The sequence below is a fragment of the Burkholderia sp. 9120 genome (assembly GCF_000745015.1).
GTDB lineage: Bacteria > Pseudomonadota > Gammaproteobacteria > Burkholderiales > Burkholderiaceae > Paraburkholderia.
On the sequence record NZ_JQNA01000002.1, the window covers coordinates 4,973,420 to 4,994,506 of the forward strand.

17 protein-coding genes and 2 pseudogenes are annotated in these 21,087 nt (G+C 63.2%); 10 read left to right on the top strand and 9 right to left on the bottom strand.

Translation table 11 applies throughout. The features are described from left to right. Positions 1 to 118: 118 nt before the first annotated feature. Positions 119 to 1,288 (bottom strand): class I SAM-dependent methyltransferase, encoded by a 1,170-nt coding sequence (locus tag FA94_RS30265; RefSeq protein ID WP_231585066.1) that lies wholly within the window; start codon positions 1,286 to 1,288, stop codon positions 119 to 121. Positions 1,289 to 2,278: 990 nt separating this feature from the next. On the opposite strand from FA94_RS30265, the gene FA94_RS39285 reads away from it, so the two are divergent. Both FA94_RS39285 and FA94_RS30275 read left to right on the top strand, forming a co-directional pair. Then, on the top strand, positions 2,279 to 2,731 hold the full coding sequence (locus FA94_RS39285) for a DUF3331 domain-containing protein (RefSeq protein WP_197070260.1): 453 nt from the start codon (positions 2,279 to 2,281) through the stop codon (positions 2,729 to 2,731). A 52-nt stretch (positions 2,732 to 2,783) separates the two neighbouring features. Then, positions 2,784 to 3,113 (top strand): annotated as a pseudogene (locus FA94_RS30275) (transposase); the annotation flags it as partial. Between the two features lie 126 nt (positions 3,114 to 3,239). On the opposite strand, the gene FA94_RS30280 reads toward FA94_RS30275, so the two are convergent. Both FA94_RS30280 and FA94_RS30285 read right to left on the bottom strand, forming a co-directional pair. Beyond that, entirely contained in the window at positions 3,240 to 4,700 is a 1,461-nt protein-coding gene (locus FA94_RS30280; protein WP_035558363.1) for an MFS transporter, read from the bottom strand. A gap of 212 nt (positions 4,701 to 4,912) precedes the next feature. Continuing rightward, a complete protein-coding gene (locus FA94_RS30285) occupies positions 4,913 to 6,892 on the bottom strand; it encodes an aconitase family protein (protein ID WP_035558366.1) in 1,980 nt (659 codons plus the stop codon). Positions 6,893 to 7,234: 342 nt separating this feature from the next. Here FA94_RS30285 and FA94_RS30295 point away from each other — a divergent pair, with 342 nt between their 5' ends. The 5 genes from FA94_RS30295 (at position 7,235) to FA94_RS30315 (ending at position 13,546) form a co-directional block, all read left to right on the top strand. Next, positions 7,235 to 9,496: a TonB-dependent hemoglobin/transferrin/lactoferrin family receptor gene (locus FA94_RS30295; RefSeq protein ID WP_051980911.1), complete on the top strand. Its 2,262-nt coding sequence runs from the start codon at positions 7,235 to 7,237 to the stop codon at positions 9,494 to 9,496. Between the two features lie 64 nt (positions 9,497 to 9,560). Then, a complete protein-coding gene (locus FA94_RS30300) occupies positions 9,561 to 10,637 on the top strand; it encodes a hemin-degrading factor (protein WP_051980913.1) in 1,077 nt (358 codons plus the stop codon). Between the two features lie 35 nt (positions 10,638 to 10,672). Further along, entirely contained in the window at positions 10,673 to 11,542 is an 870-nt protein-coding gene (locus FA94_RS30305; RefSeq protein WP_051981376.1) for a heme/hemin ABC transporter substrate-binding protein, read from the top strand. Further along, a complete protein-coding gene (locus tag FA94_RS30310) occupies positions 11,542 to 12,675 on the top strand; it encodes a FecCD family ABC transporter permease (protein WP_051980917.1) in 1,134 nt (377 codons plus the stop codon). The genes FA94_RS30305 and FA94_RS30310 overlap by 1 nt, the downstream gene beginning before the upstream one ends. Before the next feature lie 31 nt (positions 12,676 to 12,706). Beyond that, positions 12,707 to 13,546: a heme ABC transporter ATP-binding protein gene (locus FA94_RS30315; RefSeq protein ID WP_035558379.1), complete on the top strand. Its 840-nt coding sequence runs from the start codon at positions 12,707 to 12,709 to the stop codon at positions 13,544 to 13,546. Between the two features lie 120 nt (positions 13,547 to 13,666). On the opposite strand, the gene FA94_RS30320 is transcribed toward FA94_RS30315, so the two are convergent. Beyond that, a complete protein-coding gene (locus FA94_RS30320; protein ID WP_035558382.1) occupies positions 13,667 to 14,569 on the bottom strand; it encodes a LysR family transcriptional regulator in 903 nt (300 codons plus the stop codon). Between the two features lie 212 nt (positions 14,570 to 14,781). Between FA94_RS30320 and FA94_RS30325 the strand changes: the two genes are divergently transcribed. Next, a complete protein-coding gene (locus FA94_RS30325) occupies positions 14,782 to 15,303 on the top strand; it encodes a GNAT family N-acetyltransferase (protein WP_035558385.1) in 522 nt (173 codons plus the stop codon). Between the two features lie 80 nt (positions 15,304 to 15,383). Here FA94_RS30325 and FA94_RS30330 read toward each other — a convergent pair. Beyond that, a pseudogene (locus FA94_RS30330) lies at positions 15,384 to 16,103 on the bottom strand (response regulator); the annotation flags it as partial. Positions 16,104 to 16,530: 427 nt separating this feature from the next. On the opposite strand from FA94_RS30330, the gene FA94_RS30335 reads away from it, so the two are divergent. Continuing rightward, a complete protein-coding gene (locus tag FA94_RS30335) occupies positions 16,531 to 16,902 on the top strand; it encodes a VOC family protein (protein ID WP_035558388.1) in 372 nt (123 codons plus the stop codon). An 80-nt stretch (positions 16,903 to 16,982) separates the two neighbouring features. On the opposite strand, the gene FA94_RS30340 is transcribed toward FA94_RS30335, so the two are convergent. Both FA94_RS30340 and FA94_RS30345 read right to left on the bottom strand, forming a co-directional pair. Continuing rightward, entirely contained in the window at positions 16,983 to 17,702 is a 720-nt protein-coding gene (locus FA94_RS30340; RefSeq protein ID WP_035558391.1) for a DsbA family protein, read from the bottom strand. Beyond that, a complete protein-coding gene (locus tag FA94_RS30345) occupies positions 17,702 to 18,694 on the bottom strand; it encodes an MBL fold metallo-hydrolase (protein ID WP_081936248.1) in 993 nt (330 codons plus the stop codon). The genes FA94_RS30340 and FA94_RS30345 overlap by 1 nt, the downstream gene beginning before the upstream one ends. A gap of 107 nt (positions 18,695 to 18,801) precedes the next feature. On the opposite strand from FA94_RS30345, the gene FA94_RS30350 reads away from it, so the two are divergent. Beyond that, positions 18,802 to 19,701 carry a LysR family transcriptional regulator gene (locus FA94_RS30350; protein ID WP_035558394.1) on the top strand — a complete coding sequence of 300 codons (900 nt, stop codon included), beginning with the start codon at positions 18,802 to 18,804 and terminating at the stop codon, positions 19,699 to 19,701. A gap of 29 nt (positions 19,702 to 19,730) precedes the next feature. On the opposite strand, the gene FA94_RS30355 is transcribed toward FA94_RS30350, so the two are convergent. Continuing rightward, the gene (locus FA94_RS30355; protein WP_156126740.1) at positions 19,731 to 20,081 is read right to left on the bottom strand and encodes a hypothetical protein; all 351 of its coding nucleotides are present in this window, start codon (positions 20,079 to 20,081) and stop codon (positions 19,731 to 19,733) included. A 76-nt stretch (positions 20,082 to 20,157) separates the two neighbouring features. Further along, positions 20,158 to 21,006: a MipA/OmpV family protein gene (locus tag FA94_RS30360; protein ID WP_081936249.1), complete on the bottom strand. Its 849-nt coding sequence runs from the start codon at positions 21,004 to 21,006 to the stop codon at positions 20,158 to 20,160. Positions 21,007 to 21,087: the final 81 nt, after the last annotated feature.

Below are 21,087 nucleotides of genomic sequence, written 5' to 3' on the forward strand. Positions count from 1 at the left end.
AGTGCTCGACCGGTCGAAAGACGAAGAACCAAAGCAATGCCACCCGCTATCGCAGCGGATAGCTGTTCGTCGGCCTAACGCGCTACATTTGACCGCTACCAGCGATGTCGGCCTGTGGTTATCTGACGCTCGTCGTGTCGTACATGTACCGGCGCGACGTGGGAATCGACGTGGCCGGCTTTCCTGCCTTTTGACAGAGAACCTGAAAAATAGCCACGTTGTCGACTGAGAAAGCATGCGCGCACCCGGCGAGATACACGCGCCCGATTCGATACTTTTGCTCACCAATCATGCTGCGGATCTTTGCACCATGACGCTCGTATTCCGCTGTCCACATTTCAAGCGTCTTCCTGTAACGACGCCTCAGGTTTTCGACATCCAACGCTTCCAACCCACCCTCCTGCATACACTTCAGCGCGAACGATAAATGGGGTAGCGCCCCTGACGGAAAGACGTATTTGTCGATAAAAGTGCCCCCGCCAAAAGGTGTATCGCCGCTTTGCGCATCCGTCGACGTGATCCCGTGATTGAGGACGACGCCATTGTCTGCCAGCAGACTATTGATCTTTCTGAAGTAGCCCGGGAGGTTGTCGAGACCAACATGCTCGAACATTCCGACGCTGGTAATACGGTCGAATGTGCCGCTCACATCTCGATAGTCCTGCAGCCTTATTTCAACGAGATGATCCAATCCAGCATCCGCCACCCGCTCCCTGGCGAGATCAAACTGACGATCAGACAGCGTGATGCCCACGCACCTGATTCCAAAACGCTCAGCAGCTCGAATTACAAGCGCTCCCCACCCGCAGCCGATATCAAGCAGCGTATTGCCGGGCGCTACCTGAATCCTGTTCAAGATATGATCAATCTTCTGCAACTGCGCTTGCTCGAGCGTTTCATCACCGTGCTCGAAGTATGCGCACGAGTAGACCATTCGTTTGTCAAGCCAGAGTTGATAGAACTCGTTGGATACGTCGTAGTGGTACGCGATTGCCTCCTTATCTTCTGTCTTTGAGCGAGCAAAGCGTCTTGCGATATTTTTGATGAATCCCTGTTTTTCCGGCGCGATCTGCGCGAGTTTGTAGGCCACGCCGATGACGTCGGTGAGACTGCCCTCTACATCGAGTTTCTGTTGAACGTACGCCTCTCCTGGCGTGTCGAGTAATGGACTCAACAATGCGGGAATGACACTGGAATCTATTGCGCGCAGCCTCACCGCCGGCTGATCGAAACGACCCAGCTTGAACGTTTGTCCGGACAAGAGCGCCAGTTCAATGGGCAGATTCACCTCCTGCTTCTGCCTCCGGATCGATCGCTGCGGAAAGTAGCGCTGAAAAACACCGAAGAGCCTAACCCGTCAGTGGTAAAGGTTTTTCACGTTGCGTCAGCTCATCCGAATCAGGCACTTGAACGAACGCACCTGGAACGGCTTACGCCAATTGGCTTCGCTTGATGCGAGACCAGCCTTCGACAACGTTGACAATGCGCGTCGACCGAGCGTCGAATCTGCTTCGACGATCCTCGCGAGTAAGGAGGAAGGCGCCTGCTGGTCGGCGTGGAACGCCAGCACGGCGATGATGTGCGCAGCGGCGGAAATCCGCACAGTCGTCAGGTCTCGCTAAGAGACTGTTTCTATCACAGTGTGAAATGTCAGTTGACGATGACAGCAAGCTCTCGACTGGCGAAACGGAGGATGACATGAGACTGCGAACGTAGAGGCGACGTGGCACCGTGTGATTCTTCGTCTTATACAAAGAGTGTATTCAATTTGCACAATTTAATAAGCCGACTCGGCGATATAGACTGAACCTTCTCTCTTCGAGAGCTTAGCGAAGCAGACTCACGACGTGACCAGCGCAATTTGCCGATATCAATCATGGAGTCGTCATGCAGTCAAAGTCTTCGACGGCCCCTTTTGATCGCGCTCCTGATAGCATCTACGTCCGTGTTTGCGAGCGGCTACAGCCGCGCTCCGCAATACAATCCGAGGTTAGGGGCACCCACTCCAAAACGCCGCCAAAGGGTTCAGGCGCTCGCATCGAAGAATCAGTTCACGTTCCGCTCAGACGCCGCTTATGGCCGCCGACAGGCACCGCGACACAGTCTGGAAGCAACGCGTCCGGTTTATATCGGGCAGAGCTGGCGATCGGCCAGTGAAGTGAACCATCAGGACGTCAGCGCTATGACGCAAGCACGATTACCAGACGCCCGTTCACTTTCGCTGGCAGTTAGATACGATAGTCACGCGAGCCCGGTGAATGCCGTGTCTCGTTCGAGCATGACTGACGCGCCCGCGTGGCGTTGGGTTGTTGAGGAACTGGCACTGAGCGATGGTCACTGGAATCCAGTAAAGGAGATTCAAAAACTCGAACGTGCTATCCCTCGGATTGGTGCGCACTCGTTCGCAGAATGTGCTTCGCTATCCTTGGGTCCACCCGACGACGCCAAGGAAGCGGGACGAGGTTATAAAAGGTTTGCACTCGTCGAGCGAGTTGAAGAAAAAACCGTGTTGCTCTCTTGGGCCGGATCGACTTGTGGGAGATTCACTGATCGGCGCTGGACGCTTTCTCGAAGTAGGGGCGAATTTCGATGCGCCATGAGCGGCATGAAAATAAGTCGCGGCGAGTTCGTATACAGGCCCGCCCCTCAGCGCGGCGAGATTCGGGTGGAAGAAGACGTCATTCTCGCGTCCGTTATTGATTCCGTGGCGCTCGATCAATCGACTGACTGAAAAACATCCGAGTCGGCTCTCGCTATTGCGTATCAGGCACACTCGGCCAGACTTGGCACCCTGGCGGGATGACAGGACGCAACAATACTCGACGGATGTTTTGGAAGAAGAATGGAGCTTCGCCGTTTCATACGTCACCTTGACGGACTTGGACGCACCGCAGCGCCGATACGAACTGCGTGAAATGTTCAATGCGCTGCGCTGGATGGCGCGAGCCGGTGGATCGTGGCGCATGCTGCCGACCAACTTCCCGCAGTGGTAACTGGTCTAGCAGCCAGCACAACGGTGGCTGAACGCGGGTTGCTTCGAGGCGATGGTCAACGATTTGCGTTCGGTGCTGCGCATGGCGCAGCACCGTCAGGGTCAGCCCAGTGCGGTTATCCGTGGAAATTTCAGCGCACCGGAGATCAAGGCACGCGACGACGCGGGTATTGTGTACTGACCGTAGTGGCTGGCAGCGATCGTCACTCAACTGCAGCCAAACCTTCTCACCGCCTTGCTCTGCGGTCTACTGAGATATCTTCTCCAGTTCAATACCCTTTGTTCGCGGCCCCAACAACCCAATTGCCAGCATCACAACCAGCATCGCGCCGGCGATGAAGACAAAAACCCCCACCGCGCCAAATTGCTTTAACACTTCAGCGATTAGGAAGGCCGTGAAAATAGCCGAAAACCGGCTCCACGAATACACGAAGCCCACCGCCCGCGCGCGAATGCTGGTCGGAAAAAGTTCGGTCTGGTACGCGTGGAAGCTGTACGAAATGATATTGCCCGCGAGCGTCAGGCACACACCGAGACTCACCAGCAACACCGCGCCCGACGCCTGACTGAACCACAGCCCGCAAACAATATTCACACCGGCCATCACCACGATCACCGTCTTGCGCTCGAAGCGATCGCCGATAAAGAGCCCGATGATCGGTCCAATCGGCGCAGCCAGTGCAATCACGCTCGAGTACATCAAGCTCGTGGTGATCGTAATGCCCTGCTTGATCAGCAACGTCGGCACCCAGTTCGCGAAACCGTAAAAACCCACCGTCTGGAAGATGTTGAAGATCGTCATCATCAGCGTGCGGTTGCGGTACGGCGGCACCCACATATCGCGGAAGCTGCCGCGCGGCGCCACCGGCACCGCCGGTGCGGGCGGCGGCAATTCACGACCGTATTCGCTGCGCACTTTCGCTTCGAGCGCGCTCATCACGCGGTCGGCTTCGGCGAGACGCCCTTGTTGCGCGAGCCAACGCGGACTCTCGGGCAACGCACGGCGAATCCACCAGACGAACAGCGCACCGTGCGCGCCGATCAGCACGACCCAGCGCCAGCCATCCAGGCCGAGCAAGGTACGCGGCACCAGCAGATACGACAGGAACGCCACCACCGGTACGGCGGTAAAACCCACGGCCTGCTCGCAAGCGAACGCGCGCCCGCGAATCTGCTTGGGCACCAGTTCGGAGATGTAAGTACCAATCGTCACCAACTCGACGCCGATACCGATACCCGCGACAAAGCGCCAGAAGTTCAGCCCGGTAGCCGTCTCCTGAAACGCCATCACGACGTTGGCCGCGGTGTACCACAGCAGCGAATACGTGAACACCGCACGGCGTCCGAAGCGATCCGCCAGAAAGCCGCACGCGATCGTGCCGATAAACAGGCCGCTGAATAGCGCGGCGATGAAACTCGCCACCCCGGTCGAGCCGAACAGACCATGCGTGGTCGCCGTCAGCAAACCGCTTTTGACGAGGCCAGGCGCGACATAGCCCGAGTACAGCAGATCGTAGAGTTCAAAGAAGAAGCCGAGGCTCAGCAGCACGACCAGTTTCCAGATGGAACGCGTGGCCGGAAGCCGGTCGAGGCGCGCGGAAATGCTGCCGGCGTCGAGCAACGCGGCGGGGCTAGCGGTGGCCGCATCAAAAGAGGCGACGCCGGGGCTGCGCTGTGTAGCGGACTCGGCGTGATCGGGGGATGCCATGTTGTTTGTCTCCTGTGTCGACCGGAGTCGGCGTGTCGCCCCGAGCGCTTACCCGGATTCCGAATCGCCTGCTCCGATCCGTGCAACGTGTTGCACGTGATACTGGCGCACCGCAATGCGGCGCACCGAAACCAGTCTTGTGCCGGCCTTCCTCTGATTCGCGCATGACGCGCACGCACCACGATGCCGGGCCGCAAGGTCCGGCGAGCATTCTAGCCGCGCGCGCGCTTCAATTGTTCGAAGGTAGTGATTTTTCCGGCCAGCGCACTCGCCGCCACCGTGTACGGACTCGCGAGCCACACGTCGCCCGGTCCCGAACGCCCGGGAAAATTGCGGTTAATCGCGCTGATCGTCACGTCATTCGCGTCGGCGGATTGCCCCGGTCCGCAATTTGCGCACGACCCGCAACCCGGCATCACGAGCGTCACGCCCGCGCGCTCGAACACCGGCAAATAGCCTTGTTCCTCGCAATACCTCCGCACGGCCATGGTGCCGAATTGCAGAAACAAACGTGTGCGATCCGGTACACGAATGCCTCGCTCGACACCCCAGCGCAGCACCTCGTGGTAGTAGTCGAAGTCTTCACGCTTGCCCGCGGTGCACGAACCGCCATAGGCGATGTCGATCGCGATTTCCTGCTCCAGTTGCGGCGCCGGCATGCCGTTGCCCGGGTCGCCTGGACGCGCGAGCATCGGTTCAATCCGGCTCGCTTCGATCCGGATCGTGTCGCGATAGGTCGCGCCCGGATCGCTTTTCATCCAGCTTTCCACGCTGAAATCGACGCCGCGGCGTTCTTTCAGAAACGCCGCGGTGCGCACGTCCGGTTCGACGATGCCGGTGAAGCCGCCCAATTCCGCGACCATGTTCGTCAAGGTTGCGCGCTCATCGATCGACATCGCGCGCACCGCCTCGCCGCCATATTCGAACACGAGTCCGATCGCGCCGCCCGAGCGGATCGCGTCCATCTGCAGCAGATAGAGCACCACGTCTTTGGCGGTCACGCCTTCGCGCAGACCACCGTCGATCTCGATGCGCAAGGTCTCCGGCACCTTGCAGCGCACATAGCCCGTCACCCAGCTATTGGCGATTTCCGTTGCGCCCGCACCGAATGCGAGGCAGCCGAGCGCGCCGGAATGCGGCGTGTGCGAATCGGTGCCGCAGGCCACTTGCCCCGGCAGTGCGTATTGCTCCGCCATCAGCGCATGACAGATCCCTTCGGAGCCGGGCAGCGTATCGAGCGCGCCGTGCGAGCGCACCGGGTAGTCGCGCGAGAACGACGTATGCCCTTCCATCAGATTGGCGACGCCCGGCAGTAAACCATCGCGCACGTGCGGAATGCTCTGCGCCGCGAGCACCAGATGATCCTGAAACGCGATGATGTGATCCGACTCATGCAACGGCGCGGGCTTGCCGAACGCGCGATGCATCAGATGCGCGCACATGCCGGTGAAGTAGTCGTGACTGAAGCGCCAGTCGGCGGCGATGAACACACCGTCGCCACGCCGCGCGTTCGTCATGCCGGGATGCAGATGCCGCGCGATGATCTTCTCGACCAGCGTCATCGGCTCGGCGCTCGCCGTAGCGTTTGCATTGGCGTTTGCATTGGCGTTTGCATTGGCACTCCCCGCCACACGCGGCGCGGGCCAATCCGCGAACTTGCTATACGCCAGCAGGCCGCCGCTGCGAATGATCTGCTGCGTGAGCGCATCGCGGCCTTCGAGAAACGCGTCGATCGGCACGGCCTCGCCGGCCATCAGCCGCTCGAGCACGGAGAAATCGGTGGTGGTGAGAATGCCGATGTTGTCGCAATTCTGCTGGTAAATACGCTCGAAACTCTCCGCGACGATCAAACGGATACCCGCCGACAACTCCGCGAGCGGGCTCGATTCGCGCGACGAACCCTTGCCGTAGCGCTTGCCCGCAACCGTGATCTGGAAGCCGCCGTCTTTCACCGCATTGCGCCCGATCGGCAGACGCTCACCGGCCTTGAAGCCGACGTACGGATACTGACCGAGACGTTCGTCGTAAGTGAGCATCACGGTGACGGGCGTGATCTCGTCGGTAGAGACGTTATCGCGCAGCGGACCGGCAGTCGTGCGCGTGAAGTTGCCGCCGGCCAGTTGCGCATCGATCACCGCGGGGTCTTGAGACAGGAACAGCACGCGGCCGTCCAGACGAATCGTATCGCTCATGAGCACTCTCCTTCTGCTCACTATACGGCGCGCGCAAGCGCTGCCGAAGTGCCGTTGCGGCAACGCTGACCTCTCGTTTCATGAGGTTTGCGCATCCTCGTCCCACGTCGCGCAGCACACGAAGCAGCAAATTATTCCGCATAGCCAGTTGACAATAATTCTCATTTACCATAAATTTGTAAGGCTTTAGTCATCTTTATTCATCCAATTCACCTACACGGTCCGCATTTAATGCGAACTGCCAGCCAGGTGCTTCTCGTCACCCAGCCAGCGTACGGGCTCGTTTGATCGGGAGAACCACACGTGCATCACCTCAATACAGCGCGACGTCCGCTGTGCACCATGCTGTCCGGCGTATTTGGCGTCGTCGGTCTTTGGGCCGCGCAGTCGGCTCACGCAGCAGATAACACGCCGGCTCAGAAAGCCACCGCGCAGCAGGTCGCGCAGGCGCCGCAAGCCGCATCGGCGGTACAACTCGCGTCGGGCAGACTGCTCGATCCGGTGACCGTTACCGCCACCCGCACCGCGTCCGCGCAGAGTCGCACGGCCGCGTCCGTCTCGGTGATCACCGACCAGGACCTCGAAGAACAGCAAGCCGAAAACATCAAGGACGCGCTGCGCTACGAGCCCGGCGTCACGGTGCGTCGCACGCCTTACCGGCCTGGCTCGGCAGCCCTGGGCGGCGGTCGCGACAACGATTCGAGCATCAACATTCGCGGCCTCGAAGGCAACCGCATTCTGATGATGGAAGACGGCATCCGCCTGCCCTATTCGTTCACGTTCGGCCCGCTCGAATCGGGTCGCGGCGACTATGCGGATCTCGGCACGCTCAAGCGCATTGAAATTCTGCGCGGTCCGGCCTCGGCGCTGTATGGCAGCGACGGCTTGACCGGCGCGGTGAACTTCCTGACCAAAGACCCGCAGGATCTGCTCGACATCTACAACAAGCCGACTTATTTTTCGGTGCGTCCGAGCTATGAATCGGCCGATCGCAGTTTCGGCGCAACCGTGCAGGCGGCCGGCGGCAACGACATGATTCAGGGCATGCTGATCGCCGACGGCCGGCGCGGCCACGAAGTGGACAACAAAGGCTCGAACAATTCGGCGACGACGCTGCGCACCACGGCGAATCCGCAGGACACGTATTCCGAAACGCTGCTCGGCAAGCTGGTCGTCAAACCGACCGCGCACGACACCTTCAAATTCACCGCCGAAACCGTCCGCGAACGGATCGACACGAACGTGCTCTCGGCGATCAACCCGCCCACCACGCTCGCGCTGACCGGCAACGACAAGCTCGAACGCAATCGCTACAGCCTCGATTACGACTTCAATAACGAGGCCGCGCCGTTTTTCCAGACCGCGCACGTTCAGGTGTACTACCAGGACGCATGGCAGGATCAGAACTCGTATGAGAAGCGTGGCTCGTCCGCTTCGCGCACGCGTTTGAGCCACTACGGCGAGCGCGTATTCGGCGGCTCGGCGTTCGCGGAGAGCAACTTCCGCACGGGCATCTTCTCGCACAAGCTGCTGTATGGCGGCGACGGCAGTCTCGATCGCGTGACGGCGCTGCGCGACGGCACCGTGCCGGGCGTGGGCGAAGCCGCGTTCCCGAACAAGCCGTTCCCGGATACGGATTACCGCCTGCTCGGCGCGTTCATTCAGGATCAGATCAGCTATGGCGGCCTGACCGTCACGCCGGGTTTGCGTTTCGACACCTACGCGCTGAACGCGAAAACCGGCGACCCGCAGTATCTGGGCAAGCCGGTTTCGTCGAGCGACAACGCGTTGTCGCCGCGCCTCGCGGTGCTGTACGAAGTGTCGCCCGCGTTGATTCCGTACGCGCAATACGCGCACGGCTTCCGCGCGCCGTCGCCGGATCAGGTGAACAACAGCTTCGCGAATCCGCTGTATGGCTATACGTCGATCGGCAATCCGAATCTGAAGCCTGAAACCAGCGACACCATCGAAGCCGGTTTGCGCGGCAAGCTCGGCACCGGCCTCGGCCCACTGCGCTATAGCGCGGCGATCTTCGCCGGCCGCTATCGCGACTTCATCGCGCAACAGACCGTGAGCGGCAGCGGCCGCCCGAACGATCCGCTGGTGTTCCAGTACGTCAACTATTCGCGGGCCTCGATTCACGGCCTCGAAGGACGCGCGGAATGGGCGCTGCCGTACGGCTTCACGGTCAAGACCGCGATGGCCTTCACCAAAGGCAGCGTGGAAGGCGGCACCGGCGCGAATCAGCCGCTCGACACCATCAACCCTTTCTCGGCCGTGTTCGGCCTTCGTTATGAACCGGGCGAACGCTGGTTCGTGCAAACGGATCTGCTGTTCCAGGCCGCGAAGAAAACCAGCGACATCACGCCGAAAAACTGCGCGTCGCAAACCTGCTTCGCGCCGGGCTCGAGTTTCGTCGTCGACCTGCGCGGCGGCTATCGCTTCAACAAGCACGTCGTCGCGTATCTCGGCGTGTACAACCTGTTCGACCGCAAGTACTGGAACTGGTCGGACGTGCGCGGCATTGCGGAGACGTCGCCGGTCAAGGACGCTTACACCGCCCCTGGTCGCAACGTGTCGGTCAGCATGAAGGTCGACTTCTGATGCAGCACGCGCACGCCGCTCTCCCCTCTTTCAACCCGCTATACGGCATTGCGAGGCACTTATCATGCTGAATTCCGCCCGTCACGACGTCGCTGCATTGACTCAGCTTCGTCACGATTTTCAAACTGTGAAAGCCGCGCAGAAACTGCGCAACCGCGAAGCCGCGCACGCGCTCGGCATTAGCGAAGGCGAAGCGCTCGCGGCGTTCGTCGGCGAACACGTGGTGCGGCTCGAACCGAACTTCGTCGAGCTGTACGAACAGATGCCGCAACTGGGCGCCGTGATGGCGCTCACGCGCAACGAGGCCGCCGTGCACGAGAAAGACGGCGTCTTCGAAGACATGAGTCACGACGGCACCGTCGGCCTCGTGCTCGGCAGCGCGATCGATCTGCGGGTGTTCTATCACGCATGGGCGTCGGGTTTCGCGGTGCGCGAAACCACCGCGCAAGGCGTGCAAAAAAGCCTGCAATTCTTCGACAGGCAAGGTCACGCGGTCCACAAGATTTTTCTGCGCGAGCACAGCAATCACGCAGCGTTCGACGCCTTCGTCGACCGCTGGCAAATGCGCGAACAGGCGCCGGGGCTCGCCACGGAAGAAGCGTCCGCGCCGCCCGCATTGAATCTGGATAGCGATATCGACGTCGCCGCGTTTCATGGCGCGTGGGACGCGATGACGGACACGCACCAGTTCTTCGGCATGCTGCGCAAGTTCGGTCTGGCCCGCACCCAGGCATTGCGGCTCGCCGAACGCCGCTACGCCTACCCGGTCGCCAACGACGCGCTGCAAGGCCTGCTCGAACGCGCCGCGCAGAGCACGCTGCCGATCATGGTGTTCGTCGGCAATCGCGGCATGATCCAGATTCACACCGGACCGGTCAGCAATATCCGCATGATGGGCCCGTGGGTCAACGTGCTCGATCCGGGCTTCAATCTGCATCTGCGCGGCGATCTGATCGCCAGCGCGTGGGTCGTGCGCAAGCCGACCAGCGACGGCATCGTCACCTCGCTCGAACTGTTCGACGCGAACGGCGAGAACGTCGCGATGCTGTTCGGCGCGCGCAAACCGGGTCAGCCGGAACTCGCCGGCTGGCGTGAACTGATCGACGGTATCGCGCCTCTCGAAGACGGAGCGGCAGCGTGAACGCCGCCCGCCTGAACGGGCAGCGGCGCCGCCTGATGCTCGGCGGCGGCGCGCTGTTGCTCGGCGCGTTGGCGCCGCGCGCATTCGCGCAGCCGCCGCGGCGCGTGATCGTGGTCGGCGGCGCGCTCGCCGAGATCATTTACGCGCTCGGCGCTCAGGGTAACGCGACCAGCGCGGCCAGCGTGCTGGTCGGCGCGGATACGACCTGCAGCTATCCGGCCGCCGCGCGTGCCTTGCCGAAGGTCGGCTATCAGCGCGCGTTGTCGGCGGAGGGCTTGCTGTCGTTGCGGCCCGATCTGATCCTCGCGTCGGCGGAAGCCGGGCCGCCCAACGTGCTCACGCAGGTCAAACAGGCGGGCGTGTCGGTCGTCTCGTTCGCGGAACAGCACAACGTGGACAGCGTGCGCGACAAGATCACCGGCATCGCCAAAGCGCTCGACGCGAAGCCGCAGGGAGACGTGCTACTGACGCGCTTCGACGGCGAATGGCAGCGCGCGCGCGAGGCCGTCGCGGCGTCGCCGCTCGCGCGCCGCGCGCAACCGCCGCGCGTGCTGTTCGTGCTGAATCACACGGGCAACAGCGCGATGGTCGCCGGCCAGCACACCGCCGCCGACGCGATGCTCGCCTATGCCGGCGCGCGTAACGCGATGCAGGGCTTCAACGGTTACCGGCCGCTGTCGGCCGAAGCGCTGGTGAGCGCCGCGCCCGATCTGATCCTGACCACCGACGAAGGCCTGAGCGCGGTCGGCGGCGCAGCGGCGATGCTGGCGAGCCCCGGTTTCGCGGCGACGCCCGCGGGACAGAACAAGCGCGTCGTCGCGCTGGACGCATTGTTCCTGCTCGGCTTCGGCCCGCGCCTACCCGGCGCGGTGACCACGCTGAACCAGAAGCTGCAGGAGGCGTGATGGAGTCGGACCTCGTGGCGTCAGCGTCAGGGCCAACATCAGCGCCAGGGCCAGGGCCGTCAAATCGCTATCAGCCGAAGTCGGCCACGCTGGCCGAGCGGCGACGACGCACCGCCCGTCTGCTGCTCGGGACGCTAGCCGTCGCGCTCGGTCTGGCGACGCTCGCCGCGATCTGCATCGGCGCGTATCGCATCAGCCCCGCGCTGGTGTGGTCCGCGTTGCTCGCGACACCCGCCGAGCTGGCCAACGATCCGGCGCTTCAACAGGCGCGCGCGGTCCTGCTGCAAATCCGTTTGCCCCGCGTCGTACTGGCGCTGCTGGTCGGCGCGGGCTTCGGCTCGGCGGGCAGCGCGCTGCAGGCGCTGTTTCGCAATCCGCTCGCCGATCCTGGGCTGATCGGTATTTCGAGCGGCGCGGCGTTGGGCGCCTCGACGCTGATCGTGCTCGGTCCGATGATCGGCGCCTTGAGTCTCGTGTGGCTGCCGGCCGCCGCGTTCCTCGGCGCGCTGACCGTGGCGGCGCTCGTCTACCGGCTCGCCGCCGCGCGTGGCCGGCTCGCGCTGCCGCTGCTGCTGCTCGCCGGCATCGCGATCAATGCGCTGGCCGGCGCCGCGATCGGCCTGCTCACCTACCTCGCCGACGACGCGCAATTGCGGTCGCTGACCTTCTGGAGTCTCGGCAGTCTCGGCGGCGCACAGTGGCCGGTGCTCGGCGCAGTCGCACCGTTCGTCGTGATCGGCGCGCTAGTGATCGCGCGTAACAGCCACGCGCTGAACGCGCTGCAACTCGGCGAAACCGAGGCGCAGCATCTCGGCGTGCCGGCTCAAGTGGTCAAACGCACGGTGCTGGTGGCGTCGGCGTTGGGTGTCGGCGCGCTGGTGTCGTGTACCGGCGTGATCGGCTTTATCGGGTTGGTCGCGCCGCATTGCGTGCGGCTCGCCTGCGGTCCCGATCAACGCGTGGTGATGCCCGGCGCGATGCTGCTCGGCGCCACGCTGACCGTGCTCGCCGATCTCGCGGCACGCACCGTCGCCGCGCCGGCCGAAGTGCCGCTCGGCATTCTGACCGCACTGATCGGTGCGCCCTTCTTCCTCGCGTTGCTGTGGCGCAGCCGCAGTCAACTCGGTCTGTGAGCGATCCAGACTTCCTGACGGAGAGCATCCGATGCTCATGACCAGCCACCTCTCGATCACCCGCGGCGACCGGCCGATTCTGCGCGATCTTTCGCTGACGGTTAAGCCCGGCTGCCTGACTACGCTGCTCGGCTGCAACGGGGCCGGCAAGAGCACGTTGCTGAAAGCGCTCGCGGGCGAGTTTCATGGCGGCGGTTCGACGCGGCCGCCGCAGTTGAGCGGCACGACGACGCTCAATGGCGAGTCGCTCGACGGTATGTCGCCGAAGCGTCTGGCGCGCTTGCGCGCGGTGTTGCCGCAAGCCTCCAACCCGGTGTTTCCGTTCACGGTCGAGGAGATCGTGCTGCTCGGCCGCTATCCGCATGCGGCGAGCGGCGCCGTGTCGCGCAACGATCGGCGGATCGTCGACGAAGCGTTAGCGCTGGCCGGCGCTGAAGCTCTCGCGGGCCGCGACATCACCACACTGTCCGGCGGCGAGTTGGCGAGGGTGCAGTTTGCCCGCGTGCTGGCGCAGATCTGGCCGCAGGACGACGACGCCGGTGACGCTCGTGGCACATCGGATCAACCGACCCGCTATCTGCTGCTCGACGAGCCGACTGCCGCGTTGGATCTGGCGCATCAGCATCGCTTGCTGGAGACCGTCAGGGCGTTGACGCGCCGTTGGCGGATCGGCGCGCTGGCTATCGTGCATGATCCGAATCTGGCCGCGCGCTATGCCGATGCGATCGCGTTGCTGGCGGACGGCACGATCATCGCGCAAGGCACGCCGAGGGAGATCATGCAGCCGGCGCTGATCGAGCGATGCTTCGGGTTTGCGGTGCGGATGCTGGATGCGGGAGATGGGTCGGCGCCGGTGGCGGTGCCGGCTTGAGGTTGCGGGTTTATTGCGGCCTGATTTCGGCCTGATTTCGGCCTGATTTCGGCCTGATTTCGGCCTGATTTCGGCCTGATTTCGGCCTGATTTCGGCCTGATTGCAGGCTTAGCCGCAAATCAGGCGGCACTCCCCAAAAACCCCACCAACGCCGCCGCACTCGCACTCAACTGCTCGCGCGCTTTAAAAATCACGATCAACCGACGCACCGCCCACGCATCGCTCAACGACAGCAAGCGCACGTCGAGCGCATTCACATAAAGCAAACCCACCTGCTCCGGCACGATCGCGATACCGAGTCCCGCGTGCACCATCCGGCACAACGCATCCAGACTGCTCACGCGGATCCTCACATCGAGTTGCCTGCCCTCCGCGGCCGCCTGTTGCGCGAGCATCTGCGTGAGCGCGCTCTCGCTGCGCAAGCCGACGAAGCTATCGCCGAGCAAACCGTTGAACGCCACGCGCGCCATGCCGGCGAGACGGTGACCGCCCGGCACCAGCACCGCTAACCGGTCCTGCCGGTACGGCACCTGCTCGAACGCTTCGCTGCCCACCACCGGATTGCAGATACCAAAGTCCGCCGCGTGCTCGGCCACCAGACGCAGCACCTCGGCGCTGTTCTCCTCTTCGAGTTCGATCGACACCTCCGGAAACGCGCGCCCGAAAGCGGCCACATCTTCCGGCAGAAACTGCACGATCGACGACAGATTCGCCACCACCCGCACCCGGCCCTTCGCGCCCGATGAAAAGCGCGACAACTCCGCGCTCATCTGTTCGATGTTGCCGATGATCGCCAGCGCGTAACGCAGCACCGTCTCGCCGACCGGCGTCACCGTAATGCCGCGCGATTGGCGCTGGATCACCGGCAAGCCGATCACTGCCTCGATTTCGGCGATGCGCCGGCTCACCGCCGACGGCGCGATGAACTCGCGCTCGGCCGCTCGCGCGATATTCCGTTCCTGGCAAACGGCGACGAACAGTCGCAGCGAAGTGAGATCGAGTTTCTTGAGAAGATTTTCCATTGAGCTTCCGTCACCGTAACGCCGAACCGAACCGACAAGACCCAGCCCGATCGTCTCGCCGGGACCCGCGATAATAAATCGGTCGAGGTCGTCCTCAGTGCGCGCGCTTTGTTTTCGCGGCCTTATCCGCTATCTTTGCGCACGCCGCATTTTGCACGCCGCGCTCGACACAGCGGCCTGAAGCGCGCCCACTCATCGCCGATTGGAGACCCATGAACGCCGTTCGACTCAGCCGCGCAACTCGCGCCGATGCCGCCGATCTGATCGCCGCCAACCGCGCGAATCAGGACTACCACTTGCCGTGGGTCGCCTCCTTTACTGATCAAGCCGGCTTCGACGGCTGGTTCTCGCGCACCCTGACCGGACCCAACGTCGGACTGGTGGCGCGGGAAACGGCATCGAACGAGATTGTCGGCATGATCAATGTCAACGAGATCGTCGCGGGCGTTTTTCAGAGCGCTTATCTCGGCTACTACGGCATGTCGGGTTTCGCGCGCCAAGGCCTGATGACCGACGCGCTGCGCGCGGCGGCGAGCTATGCGTTCGGCGAGATGGGCTTACATCGGCTGGAAGCCAACATTCAACCGGGCAACGAGGCGTCGATCGCGCTGGTGCGCCGGTTGGGCTTTCAGAAGGAAGGATATTCGCCGCGCTATCTGCGCATCGACGGCGAATGGCGCGATCACGAGCGGTGGGCGCTGCTGGCCGACACACCCGCCGGCAACGCGATCTAAGCGCCTAACGCGGGCTACACACTGCCCCGTTGCGCGGATGCCAGCGCAGCGCGCCGGTTCGAGACGCGAGCCATCGTCTTGCGGACCGGCGAATGGCGCGCGCCATCCGGCACGAACACGTAACCGTGACTGCGCACGGTCTGGATAAACCTCGGCGCGGACGGGTCGGCCTCGAGAATTCGCCGCAGCCGCCACACCTGCACGTCGACGCCACGGTCCGTCCGTTCGTCTTCCGAGCCGTGCAGCAATTCGAGCAGGCGCACCCGCGTCAGCGTCCGCATCGGATTCTCGACGAACACCTTCAGCAACGCGAACTCCGCCGCGGACAGAAAGAACGCGCCGCTGTCCATCTCCAGGGTGCGTAAGCGCAGGTCCAGCGTGAACGGACCGAATACGATCGCGCGGTCTTCTTCCCGCGCGGTGGCCGGCAGGCACGTATTGCAGCGCCGCAGCACTGCCCGCACACGCGCCAGCAGTTCACGCGGATTGAAGGGTTTGCCGATGCAGTCGTCCGCGCCCATTTCGAGGCCGATGATGCGGTCGACGTCGGTGGGTCGCGCCGTCAGAATCACCGGCACCTCGTTGCCCGCCGCGCGCAGTTTGCTCAATGCGTCCAGACCTTCGGTGCCGAACCGGATCTGATCGAGCACGACCAGATCGGGCGACGTCTGTTCGATCCTTTGCGCCAGCAAACTCACGTCGCGCAGGACGGAAACCGCCATGCCCGCCCGTTCCAGCAGGGTGGTCAGCACCTCGACGAGTTCGACATCGTCGTCAACGACCAGTATTTGTGCATTCATATCAAGGAGTCTGACGCGCAGGATGGCAAGCGGGTTTGCAATCACGCTAGCGGTCGACTCGCAGTGACCGGATCTTGAGGTCGGCTTTCAACGCCGCTTTCAAAACCGTCAGTCAGGTGCAAACCATGCGCAAACGTGCTGCCCAGATCTCTTGAACGGAGCGAACGGAGAGAATCCGTCGCTGAATGACTAATTATTTGCGTGGCGTCGCGCTGGGCTATGCGGTAAGGCGTGGGGTGGTCGCTCGAAAGCCGTCGGTAAGCGTGTTTTCAGGCTGCGGCCAGCAAGTGCGCCGACGCGGCGAAGGTGACTTCGTCGCGGAGCATTTAAACTTCGCCGGTGGCTTTCTGGTCACGAATTGCCAGCTGATCCCATTCACCCGGCGGTGCTATCGAAGTTCGAAGCGCCATGCCCTTCGGAGAGATCCATGCCGTTGCACATGTCGAGATTGATTCTTTATGTCCACGACGTCGCGCTGCTGAAGTCCTTCTATCAAACCCATTTCGCGCTGCCCGTCAGCGAAGAAATCGAACACGAATGGGTCGTGCTGCAAGCGGGCGCGGTCGAGATCGCACTGCATCGGGTCGGCGAGCCGTATCGCAAGCTGTCGGCCAAACCGAATCATTCGAATGCGAAGCTGGTGTTCTCGGTGGAGTCCGGGTTGACCGAGTTGCACGACAAACTCACGCGCGCAGGCGTACCGATGCGCGGGCTGAAACGCTACGACGGTTTCCCGCAATTGATGTGCGACGGCGAAGATCCCGAAGGCAACGTGTTCCAGCTTTCGCAAGCGGATTGAGCAGGTGTCGCGGCCTGATGTCCGCTTATGAACCCGGTCGATTCCGCTAACGTCGCGATCACGTTGCGATCACGTTCCGCTCACGCGCAACCGTCGATATCGCAACTCGGCCCGCTCTCCGGCGCCGATGAAGCCGTAGCGGACGCCGAAGCCCCCATCGAAGCGCCGGTCAAACGCGCAAGCTCGCGCGCCCATTCGACCGGCCGCCCGAGATACGCGCGAATATCGACGACACCGACCCGACCGTGCGCATCTTCCAGCGCGAAGGTCGGAAAGCCGTGGCCACCCACGTCGTCCAGCAAACGACGGCTAGCGTCGATATGCTGCTGCGTCGACGCCCCGCTCAGCTGCGCGAAGGCCGCGCGAAACGCGTCCGCCGGCAAGCCGATTTCCACGGCCAGTTCGTGCAGCACGGCGGCGTCACTGATGCGCTTGCCTTCCTGATAGTGCGCGCGCTGCTGACGGTGAATCATGTCGAGCCCGCGTCCAGCGACCGCTTCCGCCGCCAACGCCGCCGTAATCGGCGGCTCCGAATCCATCACCGCGCGCTCGTCGCGCAGCAGGTCGTCGAAATAGCCCGCGCCGAACGGCTGACCGGTCAAGTCGGCAATGCGCCGGTCGTGCGGCATCACGTAGTCGCGCCATTGCGGCGTCACGCGACGTCGCTGCGAACCCGCGAGCATGCCGCCGCCGTGAAATGCCAGCGCGAGACCGGGCACGGCACGCGCCGCCTCGACGAGCGGCGCGGCGCCATAGCACCAGCCGCACAGCGGATCGTAGATGTAGTGCAGCGTCGCCATCATGCGCCTCCTTGCGCGGCGGGCGTGCCGTTCGCGCGTTGACCCGCGACGGGCGCCGAGCCCGCAGCGGCCGGTTTGCTATCCGACGCCGCCGGCGCCGGCCATTGCATTTCGCCCTTGATAACCTTCGCGCTCAACTCCAGCGACGACACGCCGCCCAGGTCCGGATACGCCCGCTTCATCGCGTCGACGAGTTCGGTCGAATTCTTCGCCTTCGCGGCGGCGCTGTCGAAGGTCTTCAGATAGTCCGCGGTAAAACGCACTGCCTTGATACCGGTCGGCATCGGGCCGGTAAAGTGTCCGGGCACGACCGTCGCCGGCTTGAGCGCGACGATACCGTCGAGCGTACTCAACCACGCCGCGCGCGACGCCTCGCTCTGCGTATCCGCGACCCACACGTGATCGCCGCTATTGACCACCACGCCGCCCGCCACCGTCTTCAGCGACGGAATCCACAGATACGTGCGCTCGGGAGCCGGGCCCGTGAGGCCTTTGATTTCGAGGGTCCGGCCTTCCAGCGTCAGGCGATCGCCATGCAGCGCTTCGGGCAACACGAGACGCTTCGGCGCATTGTCCTTCAGCACCGGTCCCCAGTACGCGAGCTTGCCGTCCATCGTCGCCTTGATCGCGGCGACGGTTTGCGGCGTCGCGACGATCTTCGCGTGCGGGAACGCGTCCTGAATCACGTCGAGGCCGAAGTAGTAATCGGGATCGCTCTGGCTGATGTAGACCGTGGTCAGCGTCTTGCCGCTGGCCTTGAGCTTTTGCACCAGCGCTTCGGCGTCGCTGCGCTGGAACTGCGCGTCGATCAGCACAGCGTCGTGCGCGCCCGTAACAATCTCCGACGACACCGGAAACACGCCCTTGTCGCCTGGGTTGTAGACCTCGAGATGAAGCGGCGCGGCGCCGGCCGCGTGAGCGGCGAGGCCGACGCTCAGCAGTGCGGCGGGCAGGATCTGATGGAGTGGGGCAAAGCGGAAAGAGCGCGACATGGATTCTCCAATAGCGGGTTCTGAAACGATGCCGCCATTGTAAATTTCTTCGATCGATCTAAAAGCCGCTTATCATGCGCATATTTGTTGCATGAATCGATCGAATCATGGACCGTATCACCGCCGCCGAAGTTTTCGTGACGATCGCCGAACGGGGCAGCCTGACGGCCGCCGCCGACGGTCTGGACATGTCGCGCGCCATGGTCACGCGCTATCTGGCGCAGATGGAAGCGTGGTCGGGCGCGCGGTTGCTGCATCGGAGCACGCGGCGTATCAGCCTGACTTCCGCGGGCGAAGCGGCCCTGGCGCGTTGCCGGCAGATGCTCGAGATTGCCGGCCAGATGGCCGTGACCGACGGTCCCGAAGCGGAGACGCCGCGCGGGCTGTTGCGCGTGGCCTGTGCGCAGGTGCTGGCGCAGCAGGTGCTCGGCGCGGCGATGACCGCGTTCCTGAAGCGCTATCCCGCCACCGCCGTCGATCTCGTGGTCGACGGCCGTACGGTGAATCTGGTGGAAGAGCGCATCGATCTGGCGATCCGCATCACGGAGCAACTCGACCCCAGCCTGATCGCGCGGCCGCTCGGCGTCTGCCCGTCGGTGGTGTGCGCGGCGCCGTCGTATCTCGCCGCGCACGGCACGCCGCGCGACGTCACGGAACTGGCCGTGCACAACTGCCTGACTTACTCGTACTTCGGCAAGAGTCTGTGGAAGTTCAAGGACACGGCGAGCGGCGAGCCGTCGGCCGTGGCGGTGGGCGGCAATCTCAGCGCGAACGACTCGATGACCTTGCTGGCGGCCGCGCGCGAAGGCGCCGGCATTGCAATGCAACCGGTGTTCGAGGCGGCGCCGCTGATCGCGAGCGGACACCTGGTGCGTTTGCTGCCGGGTCACGAAGCGCAATCGCTCGACATTTACGGCGTCTATAACTCACGGCGGCAAATGCCTGCGGCGCTGCGTGTGCTGATCGATTTTCTGGTGGACTGGTTCGCGAAGCATGTAGCGACGTGAGGCATGTGACGGCCTGACGCGCCAGCGCCTCAATGGTCCGGGCTAAAGCCGCGCGCGTAGGCCAGCGCTTCGGCCAGCACGTCGACTTCCGACTGTTTTTCCCGCAACTGCGCGCGCAGTTCGGCGATCTGCTGAACCGCGTCCAGCACACTCGCGACATCGACCGGCTCGTGACCCGATGCCGCGCCCCCTTCGTGCGAGTGAAGACGACCCTGCGTTTTCCATCCATCGAGATTGCTCGATCCGGATAGCGTGCCCGCAGGCCGCTGACGGCGCACTCTGCCGCGCCCGGCATCGTGATCTTTACGGCAGTCGTTTTCCGCAGCCTCACAAGACGCGCGGCGCCGGGCGACTCGGGTGTGACGCGTAGCAAACAGCATGTTCTTCTCCGTTCCGGGGTACGACCGAACCACGCAAAGCCGCGCAGGCCCAAGCATACCCGGGACTTTATTTACGTTACTGGAACTGATACAGATACCCGACGCGCGCGGCGGGAATGAAGCGCCTGCCGACCAGCGGGCTATCGGCGATGCCGCTGCCGAGGCGCGTCACCTGCAGATCGAGACTCACCGACTGGCGCGGCGCGAGCTGATACGCGACGCGTGTGCCGATCGTCGCGTTCACTGCTGAACTGCCGTCATACGCAGGCCGCCCGGCGCGCGCCTCCGACGACGTCACGCCGTAGTAGTAGTCGACGTATTTGCCGGCGAACCAGGTGGCGTCGGCATGCGGCTCGATGCTCCAGCGTCCCATTTCGAACGCCTTCTTGAATTCGAGGCTGGCCTGCTGGCCTTTGTTGCCGCCCAGCAGATAGCTGCCGGTGAGCGTGCCGAATGCCGTATGCCAGCCCACCACCGGGCCGTACCAGAACGTCAGGCTGTCGCGATTCGGCAGGCCGTTCAGGATCGGCGCATCCGAGGCCCGATAGCCTTCGAGAATCCCCACGCGCGCGCGCAATGCAACTGTCACGCCGCTCCATTGTCCGACCTTGAGATCGAGCCGCGTGGCGTACGCGTTGATCCATTTATTGTCGATGTAGAACAGCGGGATCGGTGTGATGCGCGCCTTATCGCCGCGATAGGGCGACGCATCGACGCCCACGCCGGCGCCCAGGCCCCAGTGCGTCACGTTGGTCGCGTTGCTCAACACGGTGAAGCCGGAATCGGCCTCGTTGTCGACGCCGCCCGCCCACGCGAAGCGGGAACTCATCAGCAGCGCGGCGGCCAGCAGCAGCGGATAGTCGCGGCAACAGACCTTCTTCACGACGTCGGCAATACGACGCGTGGATTTCGACGAACTCGCCATTCAGTAACCTCCAATCAGAAGCGGCGAGATTACTCAGGCGATTCGACGCCATGATGTGCGCGATATTTCGAGCCCGATACA